This window comes from Acinetobacter sp. I-MWF, assembly GCF_025433935.1.
Classification (GTDB): domain Bacteria; phylum Pseudomonadota; class Gammaproteobacteria; order Pseudomonadales; family Moraxellaceae; genus Acinetobacter; species Acinetobacter guillouiae.
In genome coordinates, this window is record NZ_JAMBAR010000001.1 from 783309 (window position 1) to 803398 (window position 20090).

Here is a 20090-nt window from a genome sequence, read left to right on the forward strand (position 1 = left end):
GACAATAGCGTTTAGTTGAATGGCTTTCTTTTGGCTGTTTTAAACTTTATTCGTCATCCTGCATTGCACATTCAATTTTATTGCCATGTTAAATTTTATCGCGGTGTTGCATCTTATTGCTTGATAAAAAATTGATAGGCAATCACAGCAACAATCGCAATCACAACAAGCATAACAATAGGTAAGCCTTTTTTCTTGGTTTGATCTTCAATACCGACAGGTTGGGTTGTTGCGCTGGATGGGCGGGGAATTGACTGAATATTATGTGTCGAATTGACAGCGCTATCACGTGCTTTGGCTTTCATTGCAGCAATGTAGGCAGCAGCCGAATCATATGTTTCACCTTGAGTAAAATGACGCATAATTTCATCCCAGTCAGGATGATGTTCATCAATCAACACTTTTTGATGATCTTGGTATAACACATAGATTTCACTAGTTTCAAAATTCGACTGAATTGCTTTATAGCGAGGATGCTGACTGTCATAAAAATCATTATCAAACTGAAACTGATTGATTGCTAAATTGGGATTTTCAGTGAGCTGTTCTACAAAATCTTTGGCATCTTTTAGCCCAAGGTTTGAATTTTCCATGACCAGTTTAATCGCTTCAATTTTACGATTTTGTTGGATCAGGGCAAGAATGTCTTGTTGAGGAATTTGCAAGTGTATATCACGGGAACTATCACTTTGAGCAGTATCTGCAAATGCGAAGTTGTATGCGTTTTCTGTCAGATTTTCTACATAATCCTTGGCTTCTTTCAAGCCTAAATCTGAATGGTCTTTGACCCATTTAACTGCTTCAACTTTACGACCTTGTTGAATCAGTAACAGAATTTCTTGTCGTTGTTGTGGGTTAAAGTTTGGCATCATGCACCTTTCATTATTGGTTTAATCATCAATGAATATTGATCAACAACAGACCCTAATCATAGAATTAATTCAATTTTTATTACAAATTGATGCCAAATAAAAGTAGTAATTTGTGTGCGAATAGGCAATATTTTAAAACTGTCATAAAACTTTGCTATTGTAAAAGTCATAATATTTATAACCTTAAAAGAGGGCTTGGCCATGACTCGTGATTTTGAAAAATTCCCAGAAGATGATAACGGTAATCTACTTTGGCAAATGCACGAAGATGGTGATGATTTAGAAGAGGTACATGAAATCGAGTTTTCTGTGTATTTTAAAACACAAGAACTCGCTGAAAAATGTGCAATCTATCTTTTACACGAAGAGCAAAAAATTTCACTGTATTTGGATGAAGAAGTGCAACCCAATGAATGGGTGATTACAGTTTATGTTCATCTGATTCCAGACTACGAAGATGTTGTTGATTTAGAGCAATGGTTTAGTAAAATTGCTGAGCAGTTTGAAGGTGAATATGATGGTTGGGGATGTACAACCTATATATTTGATGATGAAGATGATGAAGAATAACGGTCTTTAGATGACGCATATTGTTTTAAAAGCATATCCTTGTTGATGTGCTTTTTTTTTAAGTTTCAGACTACTCAAACCATACAAATGAAAGCTTTGTACAGCGCTAAACTTGCTTTTCAACAACAATAATAGTCAAGGATATGAGTATGAGTAATACGGTAAAGTTGCATCGCGTTTTTAGTGCACCACCAGAGCGAGTCTATAAAGCTTTCTTAGACCCAGATGCAATTGTAAAGTGGATGCCTCCGCATGGTTTTACAGCAAAACTTCATCAAATGGATGCAACGGTTGGTGGTTCTTATCGAATGTCATTTACCAATTTCTCTACAGGTACAATCCATTCATTTGGTGGAACTTATGCAGAGCTGATTCCCAACCAACGCATACGATATTTTGATCGATTTGATAATCCTGAACTCGCTGGCGAAATTGAAGTAATCATTGAAATAAAAGGTGTGCTTGTCGGAACGGAAGTCAATATTACCCAATCAGGTATCCCGAAAGTGATTCCTGTTGAGGCTTGTTATTTGGGTTGGCAAGAGTCTTTGCAATTACTTGGTCTCTTGGTCAATCCAACAATTCCAGATCAATAAACTCGTGTGAGTGACCTATAAACTATCGCTATAGATCTCTTTGGTATTTATATCATTCATCTATCATCCATTAAACGGGCAATACAATTCAATCATTGATTGCCTGAGTAAGCACCAAGCCTCGCCTATGTTTGCAGACGCAGACTAAGCTATGATGGGGGACAAGGTGTTTTTATGACCCCATTGTCACTTTACACAACCATATTTCTCATCATTTGGAATAATTTTAGAATAACTTCAGTTCGGAATAACAATGACGATTTATAGCAAACGAATTTATGATGCGGTTTCAGAAACAGATGGTCAACGAATTCTGGTTGATCGCTTGTGGCCACGTGGTATTAAAAAAGACGATGCTAAGATTGATTTATGGCCGAAAGAAATTACCCCGTCAAATGAACTCAGAAAATGGTATCACGAAGATAGCGAAAACCGTTGGGATGAGTTTCAACAACGTTATCGCGTTGAATTATCACAGGTTACAGTACAGTTAGAAGAACTTCGGAAACTTATAGCACACGGTCCTATAACCTTATTAACGGCGGCCAAAAATCAAGGGCGAAATCATGTCAGTGTTTTGCTGGATGTGTTAAATCATAAAGCCTAGTTTTAATGATCACGGTTGATTTTAAATTATTCCTTATATTTATTATGGTTTTTAAGTTGATGAAAAATCTTAAAATGCTATGATTGTGATTTGAACCGAAGTTGAGCTTATTATGTCTTTGCCACATTGTCCAAAATGTAATTCAGAATATACCTACCAAGATAGCGATTTATTGATTTGCCCAGAATGTAGCTATGAATGGAAAGATGGCGAGCAAGTAACAGCAGATGACAGCGTGACGATTAAAGATGCTGTTGGCAATATCTTGGCAGATGGCGATTCAGTGACAGTGATTAAAGACTTAAAAATTAAAGGTTCTTCTGCAGTGGTTAAGGTAGGAACCAAAGTCAAAAGTATTCGTTTACTGGTAGACAGTAATGATGGGCATGATATTGATTGTAAAATTGATGGTATTGGTCCCATGAAATTAAAGTCAGAATTTGTGAAAAAAGCTTAATTTTTTTGAGGTTCATCAATGATCACAGCAATTCAACTGTGATCATTTTTTTGTCTATATCATTTTTCTCGAATAATAATTTTTGAGGTTAGTTCTGCTTTGGAGCGAACGCCCAACTTTTTCATTAAATTTGCTTTATGCACTTCTATGGTCCGATGCGACAGCTCTAATTTTCGTGCAATTTCTTTACAAGTAAATCCATTGACAATCAATTGAGTAATTTCTGATTCACGTTTAGTCAGTTTTTGCTTAGAAGACAACACCTGATCTTTACGTTCAAAATGCCAGACCATCAATTTAAAGGGGTCTTCAGGTGTTAAGGTTTGCCCATGGGTATGTGTCCAAAAGATTTCGCCATTTTTGTGCTGCATAAAGCGCTGATCAGAATAGTAATGGCTTTTTTTTAACAATAAGCTTTGCAATGCATCATTCCCGACCTTTTCATAATCTTCAAGGCTAGGAAAAATTTTGACTATGGATTGCTCAATTAATTCGCCACGCTCATAGCCAAACAGATTGGCAAATGCAGCATTCATTTCCATCATGTGTCGATAACTTAATACAACAATCGGTGCAGGGCTAAAATCAAATGCGATTTTATTATAGTTCATAATAAGCATCCTTACTTAGTATAATAATGAATATAACGCGATAGCGAGAAATAACAAGTATTCGACCGTTGATTTTTTATAATAGGATGAAAACTAAATAGATTATTTTTGTGTTGTTATACATATAAATTTAGTGTTTTTAATAGTTTGTAATGGATCACATTTTTTATATTTAACTTTAGTCTATATTGGTAGGTTTTTGTATAAGTGATTGTATTTAATTTATTTATTGGATTTTAAAAACTACTTAAGTAATTAAGGGTGTTGACTGAAAAAAGCAATTGATTCACATTGATGATGAGAAGCACTCAGGTTATTTAGAATTTTTTATCAGGATAAATCAATATTAATCTTGGCTTCTTATTTTAAGTTATTTGTGTAAAAAGAATTAGATCACCTTAATAAATATAATCAGGATGGATTATCTCTAAGGTGATGAATGGATGACAATACTAAGAATTGGGCGAGGTAGCGATGGAGCATATACAAGGATCAGGTCCTCAACAACCGAAAAAGTCTTCACACCGTCTGGCGGGTATCTCCAGCATGGTTGGAACGACAATCGAGTGGTACGACTTTTTTATTTACGGTGCAGCCGCAGCATTAATTTTCAATAAACTGTTTTTCCCCAACCTTGATCCATTAACAGGTGTCTTGGCTGCGTTTGCCACCTACGCTGTTGGCTTTATTGGACGTCCGTTGGGAGGCATTATCTTTGGTCATTTTGGGGACAAAATTGGACGAAAAACCATGCTACTAACCACACTGATTATGATGGGGATTCCTACCGTTTTAATTGGTCTATTGCCAACCTATGAAAGTATTGGATATTGGGCGACATTTTTTCTGGTGATTTTGCGTTTTGTTCAAGGTATGGCAATGGGCGGCGAGTGGGGCGGTGCCGTGTTGATGGCTGTGGAGCATGCACCTGAAGGCGGTAAAGGCTTTTGGGGAAGTTTACCACAAGCAAGTGCTGGTGGTGGTTTAATGTTGGCCTCGATCGCATTGGGTTTAGTTTCACTTTTACCCGAAGCAAGTCTATTTAGTTGGGGCTGGCGTCTGCCTTTCCTTGCCAGCATTTTATTATTAGGTGTGGGTTGGTATATCCGTGTCAAAGTGCCTGAGTCACCAGATTTTGAAAAAGTAAAACAACAAGCACAAGAAGTTAAAGTTCCAGCAATGCAGGTCTTTAAAAATCATCCGCGCGAATTACTCACGATTATCTTTGCCCGTGCTGCTGAAAATGCATGGTTCTATATTGCCTCTACTTTTGCCTTAGCCTACACCACAACCAAGTTGGGTATTCCTCGCCAAGACATTTTGTTTGCAACGATTTGTGGTGCAGGCTTAATCATGGTGATGACGCCATTATGTGGACATCTATCCGACAAAGTTGGGCAGCGTAATATGTTTATGTTTGGTCTAGTGGTCCTTGCATTGTATTGCTATCCGTTCTTTAGCATGTTGGATACCAAGGACCCAGTCTTGGTATGGACCGCAATTGTTTTAGCAATCGGTGTGGTGTTCCCGATCATGTATGCGCCACAGTCTCAGTTATTTGCTCGACAGTTTCCTGCCGAAATTCGCTACAGTGGCATCTCGATTTCAGTTCAATTCGCAGGTGTATTAGGCGGTGGACTGGCACCATTGATTGCCACCAAATTACTAAGTATTGGTAATGGTAGTCCGCATTTGATTATTACCTACATCATGAGTATGGCGATTTTCGCAATCTTCTGTAGCTTCTTTATGAAGCGTGATGATCTTAGCCCCGCGAGACAGCGTAAATCAGTGAAAAGCAAATTGTCTGTTTAATGCAAAGTAGTGATTCAAAGCAAAGCATTGCAATCAATCATTCAATTTACCACGCTTAATTTTCAGGAATGAATATGAATATTTCCTTTATCGGTCTTGGGAATATGGGGCTTCCTCGCTAAAGCGGTCATGGAAAGACCGACTTCAGTAGCATTTTAAATTTAGTTTCAGTCGCAATGTGAAGGAAAAATCAGGATGAACACTTTGATCGGACATTATATTTCAGGTCGTCATATCACAGAAACTCAACATTCAGGCCCAGTATTTAATCCCTCTACAGGTGAAGAAATTGCGCGTTGTGCTTATGGCGATGCAACCGTGATTGATACTGCCGTAAAAGCTGCGACATCAGCAAATGCAAAAAAATGGGCAAAAGCTTCACATGCTACACGCTTGCAAGTTCTGTTTAAATTACGTGAATTAATGATTGCCAAAACAGCTGAATTGGCAGAAATCATTGGTCGTGAACATGGCAAAACCATTGCCGATGCAATCGGTGAAATTGGCCGTGCGATTGAAGGAATTGAATTTGCCTGTAATGCACCGCAGATTACAAAGGGTGAATATGCACGTAATGTTGCAGGCGACATCGATGTGTTCTCTGTACGGGTTCCTGTGGGTGTGGTGGGCTGTATTACCCCGTTTAATTTTCCCATCATGATTCCTGCTGTCATGATGGCCATGGCTGTTTCTGTGGGGAATTCAATAGTTTGGAAACCGTCTGAAAAAGTGCCTTCGGCTGCATTATTTTTTGCAGAGTTATGGAAAGAAGCCGGTCTTCCAGACGATGTATTTAATGTTGTACAAGGGGATAAAACAGCAGTCGATGCATTACTTGAACACCCTGAAATCGCAGCTGTGAGCTTTGTGGGTTCTACCCAGATTGGTGAATATGTTTATCAAAAAGGTACCTCACATAACAAACGTGTTGCAGCATTTACTGGTGGGAAAAATCACATGGTGGTGATGCCTGATGCCGATCTTGAAGCGGCTGCAAATGCCTTTGTTTCAGCAGGGTTTGGTTCAGCCAGTCAGCGTTGTATGGCGGTATCATTGTTGATTCCCGTAGGTGCTGAAACGGCAGATCACTTACGCCAACGTATCGTAGAAAAAATCAAAGCATTGAAAGTTGGAGCATACAATGATCCGACTGCAGATTTTGGTGCGGTGATTAGTGCGCAATCGCAACAATCTGTTTTAAAGGCAATTGATCAATGTATCGCAGATGGTGCTGAGTTGGTGGTGGATGGTCGTGATTTTAAACATTCAGAGTATGCCAACGGCTATTATATTGGTCCGACTTTATTTGATTATCTATCTATGGATATGGATTTTTATCAACAAGAAGTTTTTGGCCCAGCGCGAGGAATTTTACGCGTCAATAGTTTAGATGAGGCAATTGCTGTGACCAATAGCCATGAATATGGCAATGGTTCGGTGATTTTTACCCGTGATGGAAAGTCAGCACACCGCTTCTTTATGGAGGTTGAGTCCGGCATGATTGGTGTTAATGTGCCTGTACCACTCCCAGTGAGTTATTTTAACTTTGGTGGTTTGCGACGTTCAAAATTTGGTGAGTCGCATTTATATGGTCCAGATGCCGCTCGTTTCTATACCAAGTTAAAATCTGTTTCACAAAAATGGCCTGATCCTGAACAACAAGATCAAGCCATTTCTTTGGCATTTAAAATCACCTAATTGATTCCATTTCGATGATTAGCCAGCAGATGCTGGCTTTTTTAGCTGTGAGTGAAAGTGAGATATATTGAGTGTTGTGTTCTTTATAATGTTGCGCTATGAATAAACAATTTAGAAACATTGCATAGATCAAGGCCTCAAAGCTGCAAGTCGATTGCACTGTGCAGCTTTGTTCATCCTTTAAATATTATTGGCTTGCTGCAATTCCGATTTTTTTAACATTTAATCGTTGTGCGGCTGCCATCACCATTGCCACATCCTTATATTCAGTCAGTTTATCGGGCTGCACTTTAATCGGATCTTGATCTGATTTCTGTGCAACACCCGCAAATAAAACTTCTAGCGCTTGTTTATTTTCTACAGCTTGATCATTCCAAAAGATTTTACCTTGAGGGTCAATACGTAAGGTGACTGGCTCAGGTGGCTTCTCATTGGTCGGTGGTGGTGCGCCATTCGGCAAGTCAATATTGATCGCATTATTTGGAATTGGGATGGTGATAATAAACATAATCAACAACACCAACATCACATCAATAAGTGGTGTCATATTGACATCTAACATCACATCATCATCGTCTTTATTGGCACCTACATTCATACCCATAAACTGTTCCTTCTCCCGATTATGGTGCGGCAACAGGTGTCGTGACAAAAGCGATTTTGCCGATACCTGCTTGCTTAGTAGCACTAATGACTTCATCAATCGCTTCAAATTTTGTCACTTGATCACCACGAATATGTACCTCTGGCTGTGGGCGTTTTGCTGCCTCAGCCTGTAAACGGTTGATCAGTGTATTTTTATCTGCGATATACTTTTCGTTCCAAAAAATATCCCCCGCTTTATTGACGGCGATTTGTACATTAATCGGCTTGGTGACATATGGTGTATTTTTTTCCTCAGGCAACTTGACTGGAACCGTGTGAATGGCAACGGGGACGGTGATTAAAAATATAATCAGCAGAACCAGCATAATATCCACCAAAGGTGTGGTGTTAATCGCAGAAATTACATCATCTTCGTCATTGCCTGAATTGACTGTCATGCTCATAATAGATACCTCATTTATTTCGCATCACCACTGTTTTTGATCTCGCCACTGAGTAGAACAGTATGTAAGTCAGAACCAAAAGTACGTACATTATCCAATACTGCTTTATTACGGCGGGTGAGCCAGTTATAACCAAGTACCGCAGGCACGGCTACAGCAAGACCGATTGCAGTCATGATCAGTGCTTCGCCGACAGGTCCAGCAACTTTATCAATAGAGGCCTGACCCGAAATGCCAATTGCAGTAAGTGCATGATAGATTCCCCAAACTGTACCGAACAAACCAACGAATGGTGCGGTAGAACCGACAGTTGCAAGAAATGCTAAACCACCACTTAAATGACTTTGGATTTTATCAATTGCACGTTGAATCGACATTGTGACCCAAGTGTTAAAGTCGATACGTTCAAGTAGGTTTCCGCCATGTTTTTTGGTTGAGTTAATGCCTTTTTCAGCAATAAAACGGTAGGCACTTGCTTCGCCTAGTGTTCCCGCAGCGCCGTCAATTGATGCAGCATCCCAAAATTTGGCTTCAACTTCTTTACCTTGACGCTTAATTTTTGCCTGCTGAATAAACTTGGTCACCATGATGTACCACGTTCCAATCGACATCAGGACCAAGATAAATAAGGTTGATTTAGCCACAATATCACCTTCGCGCCATAGTGCTTCTAAACCGTAAGGGTTGTGAACAGCTTGTGTTGTTGCTGGTTTAGGTGGTGGTGTATGTGTTTCACTGGTTGTTGTATTGGTTGCCGTTACAGTCGCAGGCGTTGTAGTGGTTTCTTCTGCAAATACACTAGATACAGGCAGTAGGGTGCTTGCAGTCAAAATCCCAACAGAAGCAAATAGTCGTACAGATTTCAGCGTTTTATTCATCATTTATCTCCAAATTTTTATTTAATTGATTACTGCAATACAAATTCATAAGGTATGTCGTACCAAGAATCTTGAGGTTCACCATTCTTTAACGCAGGTTTAAAAGTACATAAGCTATAAGCTTTCGCAGCCGCTTTATCTAAGCTTTTACTCCCACTCGATTTTTTAACTTTGGCCTCTTTAACTTTTCCATCACTACCCACAAATACCGAAATAAGCACTTCACCTTGCTCTTCATTTTGTAAGGCTTCACGCGTGTACCCTGGTGCTTTACAACCCGCTTCTCCACTCAATACACCGCGTGTTTCACCTGCAGGTTTGGGTTTTGCAGGTTCAGGTTTTGCTGTCGTTTCTGGCTTTGGCGTCGGTGTCGGCTCAGGACTTTCTGAGGTTTTTGGCGTTGCTGTGGGTGTCGGTGTAGCCGTCTGCTTTGGTGTTGCTGTAGGTTTTTCCATTGGTTTTTCAGTCGGCTTTGGCTCTGGTGTTTTCAACACTTTCTGCACCAACTTTGGCAGTTCTGGTGGCTTTTCAATGGGTTTAGGTTTTTCTGGTTCAGGTTTTTTGTCCTGAATAATCAGTAATTCAACAGGTTCATCCGCTGGTTTTTCAACTGTCTTGGATAAACCCGTAATCAAGCCATAGAGAATGATTAGATGCAGTAAGATGACTGCTCCAATCCCGATCAGGCGTTTGGAAGAATTATTTTCTAATTCTGAAAAATTCTTGCCCATTGCTACTCCTGAAATGAGAGACAAACAATAAATAGTAAAAGAGAGACGATAAAAAAATTCTGTTCAATTCTTTTGTTTGGCTAAGTGAATGAATCAATTTCGCAAACACCATGACTTGATTAGGCCTAGACAATGTTTGCGAAATGCCCAATTAGAATTTATAAGTTGCTCTGACGTAATATGCGCGACCAGTTGGGTCTGCATAACTAGAGTCATAACCGTATTGGAAGTTATCAGTCACGTTGGACGCAGGCGGATCTTGGTCAAAGATATTTTTGATCCCACCAGTGAGTTCTAAGTTCTTGAATCCGCTATAAGTGCCCGCAATGTTATAGAGGATATAGTCGCTAACTCGATGGTTATCATATTTGGCTTCACCAATAGAATTTGAGTCTTTATAACCACGGCTAAACTGTTGCTCAAAGATCATTTTCCAGTTGTCGTAACTCCAATTGACATTGGCAACATGTTTCCAGCGGGAATAGACTTGTTGGTTATAATAGCTACCTGCACGGCTGATCCATTCACCGCCTTTCTCTTCTTGTTTGTCATATTTAATGACATAGGTCCCATCAATACCAAAACCAAAACGTCCTGTTTTAGTCACAGGCGTAAGATAGTTCAAACTTAAATCAACCCCTTGAGTTTTAATTCCACCCATATTGATCAAAGTGGTACTCACATATTTGATTCGTCCATCTGCATCTCGGACAAATAAGCTTGAATATTTACTTGGGTCAGCAAAAATAATTGAATCGGTAATCGTATCAATCAGATTGTCTACTTTGATGTTGTAGTAATCTGCTGTAAATACCAGATTTTTGATTGGCTCAAACACAAGTCCAGCAGTATAAGATGTTGACTCTTCAGCTTTTAAGTCGGGATTTCCACCTTGCATACGTTTAAATTGAACATTACATTCAGTTTGGTATTGTGGTGAAGTTGCAGTACCACCGGGGCAGAGCACAGGGTCATTGTATTTTGAACCTGTAAAGGTCTGACTTTGAGGTGAGTTGATGTCATATAAGCTTGGTGCACGGAAACCTGTGCTGTATGAGGTACGGAACATTAATTGCTTTAACGGTTCCCAACGTAAAGCGACTTTTGGATTGAAGGTATCGCCAAAATCACTATAGTCATCATAACGTGCTGCAAGCTGCGCTTCTAAATTGGCTAAAATCGGGATATGTAATTCAGTGAATACTGCAGAGATATCTCGATCACCCTTACTCACAGGTTTATCTGGATCTATACCGCTACTAGGTACTTGTCTGACGATCTCAGCATTAATTTTTTGATCCCAATTTTGTTTGGTAAAACTACCACCTAAGGCAAATCCAACCTCACCCGCGGGTAGTGTATAGATTGGACGAGATACAGTGACATCAAAAGAGGTTGAGTCTAAGCTGGCTTTATTAGTATCCCCATTGACTTCAAAAGATTTCCAAATATTAGCATCAGCGGAAGGGCCAAATGGATTGAGTGAACCGTCATTTAAAGCAGCTTGAACTTTACTTTGATTGAGGTAACCCGCATTAAAGCTATCGGTTGCTTCACTTTTTGCATAGGTTAAACCTGCATTGATATCCCAACCATAAGCTTCACCCTCAATTCCTGCAAATGCACGATGTGAGTCATTGGTTGTTTTGCCTGAACGGTTTCCACCTTGCGAACGCAGATAGAGTTGTAAATCTCCATCGCTGAGTCCAGTTACTGCGGGGACAATGCCTTTGCCAGGATAATATTGACTTGTCGAGGGTAATGTGACTGAACGGCTATATACATCAGGCGCGATCGAAGTGGTAACTTCGTTACGCGAGAAGATATATTCTCCAATCAGATTAAATTTATCTGAAAGTTTAAAGGTTCCACGGCCAAGTGCTGAAATTGTTTCAACTTCTGGGGTAATCCCAATCAGTGCTTGGGTATTGAGATAACATAATCCGCCATCGGCAGCGACATTAGGCGTGTTATTACAATTTGTATTGCCATATGGATTTGCCAAAATATTGTTTTTGGGATCAAAAATATTTGCTGGGAAGGCATTTGCTGAGCTGGCATCTAAACCGAGTTCAGGAATTACACCACCACGGCGACTGATCTTGCGGTCTTTTGCCATGATATTGTTGGTTTTGCGATAATCGACTACACCGTAAATGTTAAAGCCTTGTTCATCTAGATTGCCATAACCCCCAAAGATGGAAATATCTTGTTTATCACCACCACTGGCTTCGGGCTGAGTTGCACCCACACTGATGTTGAGACCTTCAAAAGATTTTTTGGTTATAAAATTGATGACACCACCAATTGCATCGGCGCCATAAACCGCAGATGCACCGTCACGGAGAACTTCGATACGTTCAACCATTGCCATTGGAATAATATTGAGGTTGGTGGTTGATGTACTAAACGGGCTATAAGCCAGACGACGACCATTCAATAAGACCAGGGTTTTATCTGTGCCTAATCCACGTAAATTGGCTGATGAACCCTCGGTATTACTTGCCCCCACATTTTGAGAGGTAGAAAAACCAGCTTGGTTGGAACTGACTTTGGTCAGTGCTTCTTCGACAGTGGTTACCCCTTGTTTGGCTAGATCTTCACCTTTAATAATCGTAATGGGGGAAGCACTTTGAGCTGCAACCCCTTTAATTGAAGACCCTGTAACGGTGACTTTGGCTACTTTTATTGGCTGTGTTGTTTCTTCAGTTTCTGCTGCATGCGCTAGCGATAGGCACATCATACTTAGACTAAGCGTACTTAATTTTAGTAACGTTTTCCCCATCGTTGGCGATCCCAAAGTGCAAACATTTTTGTTTACTTTCATATTTTCAGACATCCGTTTTTTTTTGTACTTAGCGATATTGCTGCATTGCTTTCTAGCAATTCAAGTGCCAACTATCTAATTATATGTTTTAAAAATATACAAAAAAATGATAAGAATTTACGTGACTAGTGTTTAATCTCCTTATTCATCCGTGACTTGATAGTAGAAAAATAAGTTTGGAAGTCGCCCTGATTAATGTTAATACAATATGAAGATGTGATTAAAAAGCACTCAATAGACTTTAGTTTTTCTTTATATTTGGTTGTTAATTAAAGAGTTTAACTATATTTAATGAGTGGTATAACTATTAATTATGGCTTTATTTTTGCTATTAATTATTTTAAATCAAAAGATTAAATGAGTATTTATAGTGTTTGATAAAATAAGTGATCAATTTTGGAACGTGCGTGTACTTAAATTGTGCATTATGAGTAGTTCTGATAAATGATATCTGAATTTAATATTTAGATTGGTGCTGAAGATGACGATAGGATGTCAGTCACAGATAATCATTGAATAAATGTGATTTTATTACGGTAAAAATAAACAAAATTTAGAAGGGATAAGTGTAGTGGCATGATATTCGCTTTGTATTTAATACTGTTATATCGTTCAATTTTTCACTATTGTTAATTTAACGTTCTGGTTCGGCACCAAAGCAGCAATCGACAGGATGATGGTGCTGCCAGTATTCTGTTTAAATAATTTGATGAATAAAAATACATAGGTGTGAATTTGGAATCCAAGCTTTTACAATTTGCGTTGTTGGTCGGTGCAATGGGTTGTGGGGAAATGGCGATTGCGAAAACGCCTGCACAACCGAATAAAATCCTGAATTTGGCTTTTGAAGCACCAGATGATGGTTTTGATATGGTGAAAACCTATAATTTCTACAGTGGAAATATTGCAGAGGCGATATTTGAACCCTTACTCAAATATGATTATCTGGCTCGTCCCGTGGTATTGGTGCCCAATACGGCACAAGCCTTGCCAAAAATAGAACAAGAGGGCAAGGTCTATACTTTTAAAATACAACCCGGTATTTATTTTACCGATGATCCTGCGTTCAAAGGCAAACGACGTGAGCTGACTGCCCAAGATTACATTTATTCGATTCAACGTGTGAGTGATCCGAAAAATCATTCGCCTACCTATTCTTTTATTGATGGCAAAATCCAAGGCTTAGAGCAAGTGGTTGCCAATGCGAAAAAGACAGGCAAGTTTAATTATGATGCGCCCATTTCAGGGCTTAAAGCTTTAGACAAATACACCCTACAATTCACCTTAACCCGTGCAGATTATAATTTCCCTTATATTTTGGCCTATGTCACTTTTAGCGGAACAGCGCGTGAAGTTGTTGAGTTTTATGGTGATCGTATCGGGCAGCATCCTGTAGGCACAGGCGCTTATCAACTGAGTAAATACGTACCACGCAGTAAAATTGAGCTGGTGGCAAACCCTGATTATCGTGGCTTTATTTGGAATTATAAATCGACAGGTACGGTATGGGATAACCAACTTGTCAAAGAGATGTCGGGTAAAAAAATGCCCCAAGTCGGTAAGGTTGTCGTGAGTATTATTGAGGAAGAACAGTCAAGGTGGTTGGCATTTAAGTCAGGTCAATTGGATTTTGACAAATTAACTTCAAATGCGGTTCCACAGGCTTTAAACGGCACACAATTAAAACCAGAACTTAAACAGCAGGGCATTCAACATTTTCCCAATAAAGACCCTGAAATCACCTATACCATGTTCAATATGAAAGATCCGATTGTGGGGGGGTATAGTCTAGATAAAATTGCACTACGCCGTGCTATTACCTTGGCATATAACCAACAGGAAGCGATTAAGCAACTATATAAAGGTCAAGCGGTTAGAGCTGAAATGCTGGTACCAGATGGGGTGCAAGGGCACAATGCTCAATATAGAAGTAGTGTTGCCTATAACCCGTTATTGGCCAATAAGTTACTGGATCGATTTGGTTATAAGAAAGGCAAAGATGGTTATCGAACTTTACCCAACGGGCAGCCGTTTACGCTGAAATATAATACTGAAAATAGCTCAAGCTCAGTCATTCATTCTGAGTTGTGGAAGAAAAACTTAGATGCTATTGGGGTGCGTGTTGAATTTAAGGTCAGTAATTTTGCCGATAATTTAAAAGAGGCCATGCAGTGTAAACATATGATTTGGGGTGGGGCATGGATTGCTGATTTTCCTGAAGGAGAAAATTTTGCCCAATTGCTTTATGGTCCAAACTCAGGCAAAGGAAATTTAAGTTGCTATCAATCCAAAGCTTATGATGCACTGTATCAGCAAGCGTTAACTTTACCGCCACAACAACGAACGCCATTTTATGAAAAAATCAGTCGGCAGATAGAGGCAGATAACCCTTGGATTATTCATAGTACCCGTATTCGCAATTGGCTGTTGCAACCACAAGTTCAAGGCTATAAAGCACATCCAATGATCAATACCGTTTGGCAATACCTTGATGTTCAGCCAGTTAAAAAATAACCAGATGAAGTTGAATAAAATGATGAAGGATGATTTAAAGCAAAAGTTAAAGCAGATTGGGGTCAGTGCATTCTTGGGCGGCATGCTCATGACAGGCACGCTGAATGTATTTGCCAAAAGCCCGGCGGATCCAAATAAAGTTTTACGTTATGTTTTCCCCGTTGCAGAAACGGGTTTTGATCCAGCAGGCACCCAAGATCTTTATTCTGCGCATGTGCATAATTCAATATTTGAAGGTTTATATACCTACGATTATTTAGCAACACCTGCCAAATTAGTACCCCGTACCGCGGTGAGTTTGCCTGAAGTCAGTGCTGATGGTTTAACCTATACTTTTAAAATTCAAAAAGGAATTTATTTTGCCAAAGATCCTGTATTTAAAGGCAAAGCCCGTGAATTAACCGCGCAAGACTATGTTTATTCTTATAAACGGTTGTTAGACCCAAGTTTGCATTCGCCCAATAGTTGGTTGTTTGATGACAAAATTCTAGGCATGGACAAAGTGCTTGAGCAAGCAAAAAAAACAGGCAAGTTTAATTATGATCTACCTGTTGCAGGGCTTCAGGCCACAGATCGTTATACTTTGGTGATTAAATTAAAACAAGTTGATCAAAACTTCCCAATGCTGCTGGCACATCAACCAGCTGGTGCCGTGGCACGAGAAGTGATTGAACACTATCGAGATCGGTCTGGTTTTGCCATGGCCCATCCTGTCGGAACAGGTCCCTATGTCTTGGCAAAATGGACACCTGGCTCACGGATTATCTTGAAAGCCAATCCAGATTATCGTGGTTATGTTTGGGATTTCAAAGCATCCACGCCAGAAGATCAAAAAATTGTCGATGCGATGAAAGGCAAAAAAATGCCGCAAATCGGTGTGGTCGATATTCAAGTGATGGAAGAATCACAATCACGCTGGTTATCATTTAGTAAAGATGAAACTGACTTATTTGTGTTGGATGGTGATCTCAGTGTTCAAGCCATCCAAGATGGTCAGCTTAAACCCGAACTTGCTAAAAAAGGTATTCAACTTTCCCGTATTGCCGATCCTTCAATTGATTATTATTACTGGAATATGCAAAACCCTGTTGTTGGTGGTTTGAGTAAAGAAAAAATTGCTTTACGCCGTGCCATGGCAATGGCCTTTTCACCTGATAATCAAATTAAGATTTTGATGAAGGGTGATGCACAACGCTTACAATACCCCATTCCTTATGGGGTGATTGGGCATGATCCAAACTATAAAACCAGTATTCCTTATTCCGTTAAAGCGGCCAATCTACTGTTAGATCGTTATCACTATAAGGTTGCTGCCGATGGCTGGCGTACCTTGCCGAATGGCAAACCCTTGCTGATTGAATTAACTGTTTATGGAAATAGTACACGTAGTCAGCAAAGTGCTGAATTTTGGAAAAAGACTTTAGACAATATCAAGGTCAAAATGACCACCAAATCCTTGCCTTTTGCGGAAGGTTTAAAAGCTGAAAAACAATGCAAAACCATGTTTAAGGGATCAGCTTGGATTGCCGACTATCCCGATGCCGATAACTTTATGCAGCTGTTTTATGGAAAGAATATCCATGCAACCAATAGTGCATGTATGAAAATTCCTGAATATGATCGCTTATATGAACAAACCCAAAAATTGAAACCGGGTCCTGAGCGTGATGCTTTATATCATAAGATGGCGCGAATATTAGAAGTGTATATGCCTGTACAAATGGCATCGACGCGTTATCGCAATGCTTTGGCGCAACCGCGTGTCATCGGCTTTAAAAAGCATCCGATTATTCCATCGGAATGGATGTATTTTGATATGAAAAAATAACCTCTATCAAAAGCTTAAAAATAAACAGATTGAAATTTGAAAATGAATAAATGAAAGATTGGAGAAAATGAAAATGAAGCGATTTAAATTAACCACACTCTGTATGTTATCCATGGGTATGGGGCAATGGGCCTTTGCAGAAACCGAACGCAGTACTTTACCCAAGTTTCAGGCCAAAGATATCCCGGCCCAATGTGATGCAAAAATTGCAGACGTTAAAACCAAGTTGGCTGAATTTGCCAAAGTTAAACTCAAAAATAATGCGCCTGCTGGAGCAGTATTGGCAAAGTGGGATCAAATTTTTGCAGAGTTTGAAGATTTTTATGGGCCAATTAATTTAGCCAGTAATGTTGACCCAAGCGCAGATTTACGTAAAGCCGCAGAAGATTGCGAAGTTAAAATCAGTCAGTTTCAAACTGAAGTGTATCAAGATGGAAAGCTTTATCAGCAAATTAAAAAAACCAAAGCCAGTGATGAGATTGACCGTAAATATCGCCAAGATATTTTAGATGGTTTTGAAGATACAGGGGTACAACTTCCCGCAGAAAAACAAGCACGTTTAAAAGTGATTTTAGATGAATTGACCAAGATTCAACAAGAATATGCCCGCAATATTCGAGATAATCCTGAAAAATTAGAATTTACCCCAGCCGAATTAAAAGGCTTACCAGAAAGCTATATTGCCAATCTAAAGAAAAATGAAAAAGGCAATTACCTGTTGGGTTTTGACTACCCAGAATACCGTCCTTTTATGGAGTTGGCAGACAGTGATGATGCGCGTAAACGTTATCAAATTGCTTATACCCGCCGTGGTACTGAAAAGAATTTAGTGTTGCTTAAACAAGCGATTGATTTACGGCATGAACTTGCACAATTATTCGGCAAAGCCAGTTATGCCGATTGGGCATTGAAAAATCGTATGGCCAAGAATCCTGAAACGGTCAATAAATTCCTCAATGAGGTACATAGTACGGTTGCGCCATTAGAGAAAAAAGAAGTGCAAACACTGCGTGAATTTAAAGCCAAGACCTTAAATATCCCAGTGGAAAAAGCGGAAATTAACCGTTGGAGTGAGGGCTATTGGAGCGAAAAATTACGCCAAGAAAAATACAAAATTGACCAAGAAAAAATGCGTGAATATTTCCCAACCCAAGCATCACAAGATTGGTTATTTGCAATTTCATCAAATCTATATGGGATTGAATTTAAGCCTGCCAAAGTTGATGTCTGGCAAGATGAAGTTGAATATTACGATGTCACAGATCGGAAAACAGGTCAGCTTTTAGGTGGTTTATATATCGATAAATTTCCACGTGAAGGAAAGTATGGTCATGCAGCGGTGTGGGGAGTTAAGGGTGGCAGTACCCTGACCCAGCGTAAACCGATTTCAGCCTTAGTCACCAACTTTAACCGCAAAGGTTTAAACAGTGATGAACTGGAAACTTTTGTGCATGAGTTTGGACATGCCTTACATGGAATTTTGTCAAACACCCGTTATGCCTCGCAATCTGGTACTTCAGTCGAGCGAGATTTTGTTGAAGCACCGTCACAGATGTATGAAGAATGGGCACGCCGTAAAGAAACGCTGTCGACCTTAGCCGATTATTGCAAACCAGCCTGTCCACGTGTCGATGATGAATTGATTGGCAAATTAAAAGCCGTGAAAAACTACGGTCGTGGCTTGTTCTATTCTCGTCAAACCTTATATGCACAATACGATATGGCACTGCATACCGCAGATGCTTTAAAAACCCAGCCTTTAGAAGTATGGAAAAAACTCGAAAATCAAACCGCCTTAGGGTATGTACCAACCACAGAATTCCCAGGGCAATTTGGTCATATTATGGGCGGATACCAAGTCGGCTATTATGGCTATATGTGGTCTGAAGTGATGGCCTTAGACATGCTTTCTGCTTTTGGCGATAACTTAAATAATCCAGAGGTTGGAGCACGTTATCGTAAAGCGATTTTGTCACAAGGTGGACAAAAGAAAGCAGAGCAGCTGGTGGTTGATTTCTTGGGCAGAGAACCGGATAACAAGGCATTCTTTCAAGAAATTACCGGTCAACGTGATTAAAAGGAATTAGAACTATGCTGGCATATATCACGCGCCGTATATGGCAAATGATTCCGACCATGTTGGGAGTCGTGTTGCTGATTTTCTTTCTATTTAACTGGGTGGGCGGAGATCCTGCTTATATCCTTGCTGGAAAAATGGCAAACCCTGAACAGATTGAAAATATTCGTCAGCAACTTGGGGTAGATCAACCATATTACGTTCAATTGTGGATTTTTATTAAGCAAATCCTGACTTTTGATTATGGCAATAGCTGGAGTACCGGGGAATCAGTTTCAAACATTATCCTGACCCGTTTAGGTCCATCGCTGACCATCATCATTCCACTGACAATTTTACAAACCGTGATTTCAATCATTCTGGCTTTGGCTGTTGCTTCAGTACGTGGTTCGTTGACGGATCGTATGGTGATGTTGTTATGTACCATTGGGATGTCGATCAGTATTTTGGTCTATATCATCGTATTTCAGTACGGTCTTGCCTATAAGCTGGGATGGTTCCCTGTACAAGGTTGGAGCGATAGTCTCAGTGAAAACCTATTGCAATACGCACTGCTGCCAATCTTAATCATGTTGGTGGTGAGTATTGCACCGACTTTACGTCTATACCGTAGCTTTGTCTTGGATGAAGTCAATCAGGACTATGTCCGTACTGCACGGGCAAAAGGGGTCGGTGAGGGACGTATTTTAGGCGTACATGTGCTGCGTAATGCATCTATTCCGATTATTACCGATGTGATGTCGAGCCTGCCAGCGTTATTGATTGGGGCATTTTTAATTGAGCGATTTTTTGGTATTCCGGGGATTGGGCGAGAAGTCATTATTGCAGTAGAACGAAGCGACTTTCCAGTGATTAAGGCAATCACGGTCTATGTTGCCGCTGCGACCATGATTTTTAACCTGATCGCTGATTTGATTTATAAAGTGGTTGATCCACGCGTACAGTTGAAGTAGGTGGGAT

Annotated in this window: 17 protein-coding genes; 10 read left to right on the forward strand and 7 right to left on the reverse strand. The window is 39.8% G+C overall.

Translation table 11 applies throughout. The features are described from left to right. Positions 1–113: 113 nt before the first annotated feature. On the reverse strand, positions 114–872 hold the full coding sequence (locus tag M2R48_RS03800) for a ribosomal protein L7/L12 (RefSeq protein WP_262085151.1): 759 nt from the start codon (positions 870–872) through the stop codon (positions 114–116). Between the two features lie 201 nt (positions 873–1073). On the opposite strand from M2R48_RS03800, the gene M2R48_RS03805 reads away from it, so the two are divergent. From M2R48_RS03805 to M2R48_RS03820, 4 genes are all read left to right on the forward strand, one after another. Beyond that, positions 1074–1442, forward strand: coding sequence for a ribonuclease E inhibitor RraB (locus M2R48_RS03805; RefSeq protein WP_004722917.1), 369 nt, complete (start codon positions 1074–1076; stop codon positions 1440–1442). A 149-nt stretch (positions 1443–1591) separates the two neighbouring features. After that, positions 1592–2038 carry an SRPBCC family protein gene (locus M2R48_RS03810; RefSeq protein WP_004722915.1) on the forward strand — a complete coding sequence of 149 codons (447 nt, stop codon included), beginning with the start codon at positions 1592–1594 and terminating at the stop codon, positions 2036–2038. Positions 2039–2291: 253 nt separating this feature from the next. Further along, positions 2292–2645 (forward strand): DUF488 domain-containing protein, encoded by a 354-nt coding sequence (locus M2R48_RS03815; protein ID WP_262085152.1) that lies wholly within the window; start codon positions 2292–2294, stop codon positions 2643–2645. A 112-nt stretch (positions 2646–2757) separates the two neighbouring features. Then, positions 2758–3102 (forward strand): zinc ribbon domain-containing protein YjdM, encoded by a 345-nt coding sequence (locus M2R48_RS03820; RefSeq protein ID WP_034610071.1) that lies wholly within the window; start codon positions 2758–2760, stop codon positions 3100–3102. Between the two features lie 59 nt (positions 3103–3161). Here the strand turns inward: M2R48_RS03820 and M2R48_RS03825 are convergent, their stop codons facing one another. Then, positions 3162–3713, reverse strand: coding sequence for a LuxR C-terminal-related transcriptional regulator (locus tag M2R48_RS03825; RefSeq protein ID WP_004722910.1), 552 nt, complete (start codon positions 3711–3713; stop codon positions 3162–3164). 474 nt (positions 3714–4187) lie between these two features. Between M2R48_RS03825 and M2R48_RS03830 the strand changes: the two genes are divergently transcribed. Then, complete coding sequence (locus M2R48_RS03830; protein WP_034610073.1) at positions 4188–5528, forward strand: MFS transporter; 1341 nt, start codon at positions 4188–4190, stop codon at positions 5526–5528. 195 nt (positions 5529–5723) lie between these two features. Continuing rightward, positions 5724–7226 carry a CoA-acylating methylmalonate-semialdehyde dehydrogenase gene (locus tag M2R48_RS03835; protein ID WP_262085153.1) on the forward strand — a complete coding sequence of 501 codons (1503 nt, stop codon included), beginning with the start codon at positions 5724–5726 and terminating at the stop codon, positions 7224–7226. 187 nt (positions 7227–7413) lie between these two features. Here the strand turns inward: M2R48_RS03835 and M2R48_RS03840 are convergent, their stop codons facing one another. The 5 genes from M2R48_RS03840 to M2R48_RS03860 all read right to left on the reverse strand — a co-directional run bounded on the left by M2R48_RS03840 (position 7414) and on the right by M2R48_RS03860 (position 12711). Next, a complete protein-coding gene (locus M2R48_RS03840; RefSeq protein ID WP_004722903.1) occupies positions 7414–7830 on the reverse strand; it encodes an ExbD/TolR family protein in 417 nt (138 codons plus the stop codon). 19 nt (positions 7831–7849) lie between these two features. Continuing rightward, entirely contained in the window at positions 7850–8275 is a 426-nt protein-coding gene (locus M2R48_RS03845) for an ExbD/TolR family protein (RefSeq protein ID WP_262085154.1), read from the reverse strand. A 14-nt stretch (positions 8276–8289) separates the two neighbouring features. After that, positions 8290–9156 carry a MotA/TolQ/ExbB proton channel family protein gene (locus M2R48_RS03850; RefSeq protein WP_262085155.1) on the reverse strand — a complete coding sequence of 289 codons (867 nt, stop codon included), beginning with the start codon at positions 9154–9156 and terminating at the stop codon, positions 8290–8292. 26 nt (positions 9157–9182) lie between these two features. Next, positions 9183–9884 carry an energy transducer TonB gene (locus tag M2R48_RS03855; protein WP_262085156.1) on the reverse strand — a complete coding sequence of 234 codons (702 nt, stop codon included), beginning with the start codon at positions 9882–9884 and terminating at the stop codon, positions 9183–9185. Positions 9885–10035: 151 nt separating this feature from the next. Then, entirely contained in the window at positions 10036–12711 is a 2676-nt protein-coding gene (locus M2R48_RS03860) for a TonB-dependent receptor (protein ID WP_262085157.1), read from the reverse strand. A gap of 723 nt (positions 12712–13434) precedes the next feature. Between M2R48_RS03860 and M2R48_RS03865 the strand changes: the two genes are divergently transcribed. The 4 genes from M2R48_RS03865 (at position 13435) to M2R48_RS03880 (ending at position 20083) form a co-directional block, all read left to right on the forward strand. Continuing rightward, a complete protein-coding gene (locus tag M2R48_RS03865; RefSeq protein WP_262087437.1) occupies positions 13435–15225 on the forward strand; it encodes an ABC transporter substrate-binding protein in 1791 nt (596 codons plus the stop codon). Positions 15226–15244: 19 nt separating this feature from the next. Beyond that, positions 15245–17053 carry an ABC transporter substrate-binding protein gene (locus tag M2R48_RS03870; protein ID WP_410004154.1) on the forward strand — a complete coding sequence of 603 codons (1809 nt, stop codon included), beginning with the start codon at positions 15245–15247 and terminating at the stop codon, positions 17051–17053. A 67-nt stretch (positions 17054–17120) separates the two neighbouring features. Continuing rightward, a complete protein-coding gene (locus tag M2R48_RS03875) occupies positions 17121–19130 on the forward strand; it encodes a M3 family metallopeptidase (protein WP_262085158.1) in 2010 nt (669 codons plus the stop codon). A gap of 14 nt (positions 19131–19144) precedes the next feature. After that, positions 19145–20083: an ABC transporter permease gene (locus tag M2R48_RS03880; protein WP_004722891.1), complete on the forward strand. Its 939-nt coding sequence runs from the start codon at positions 19145–19147 to the stop codon at positions 20081–20083. Positions 20084–20090 lie beyond the last annotated feature (7 nt).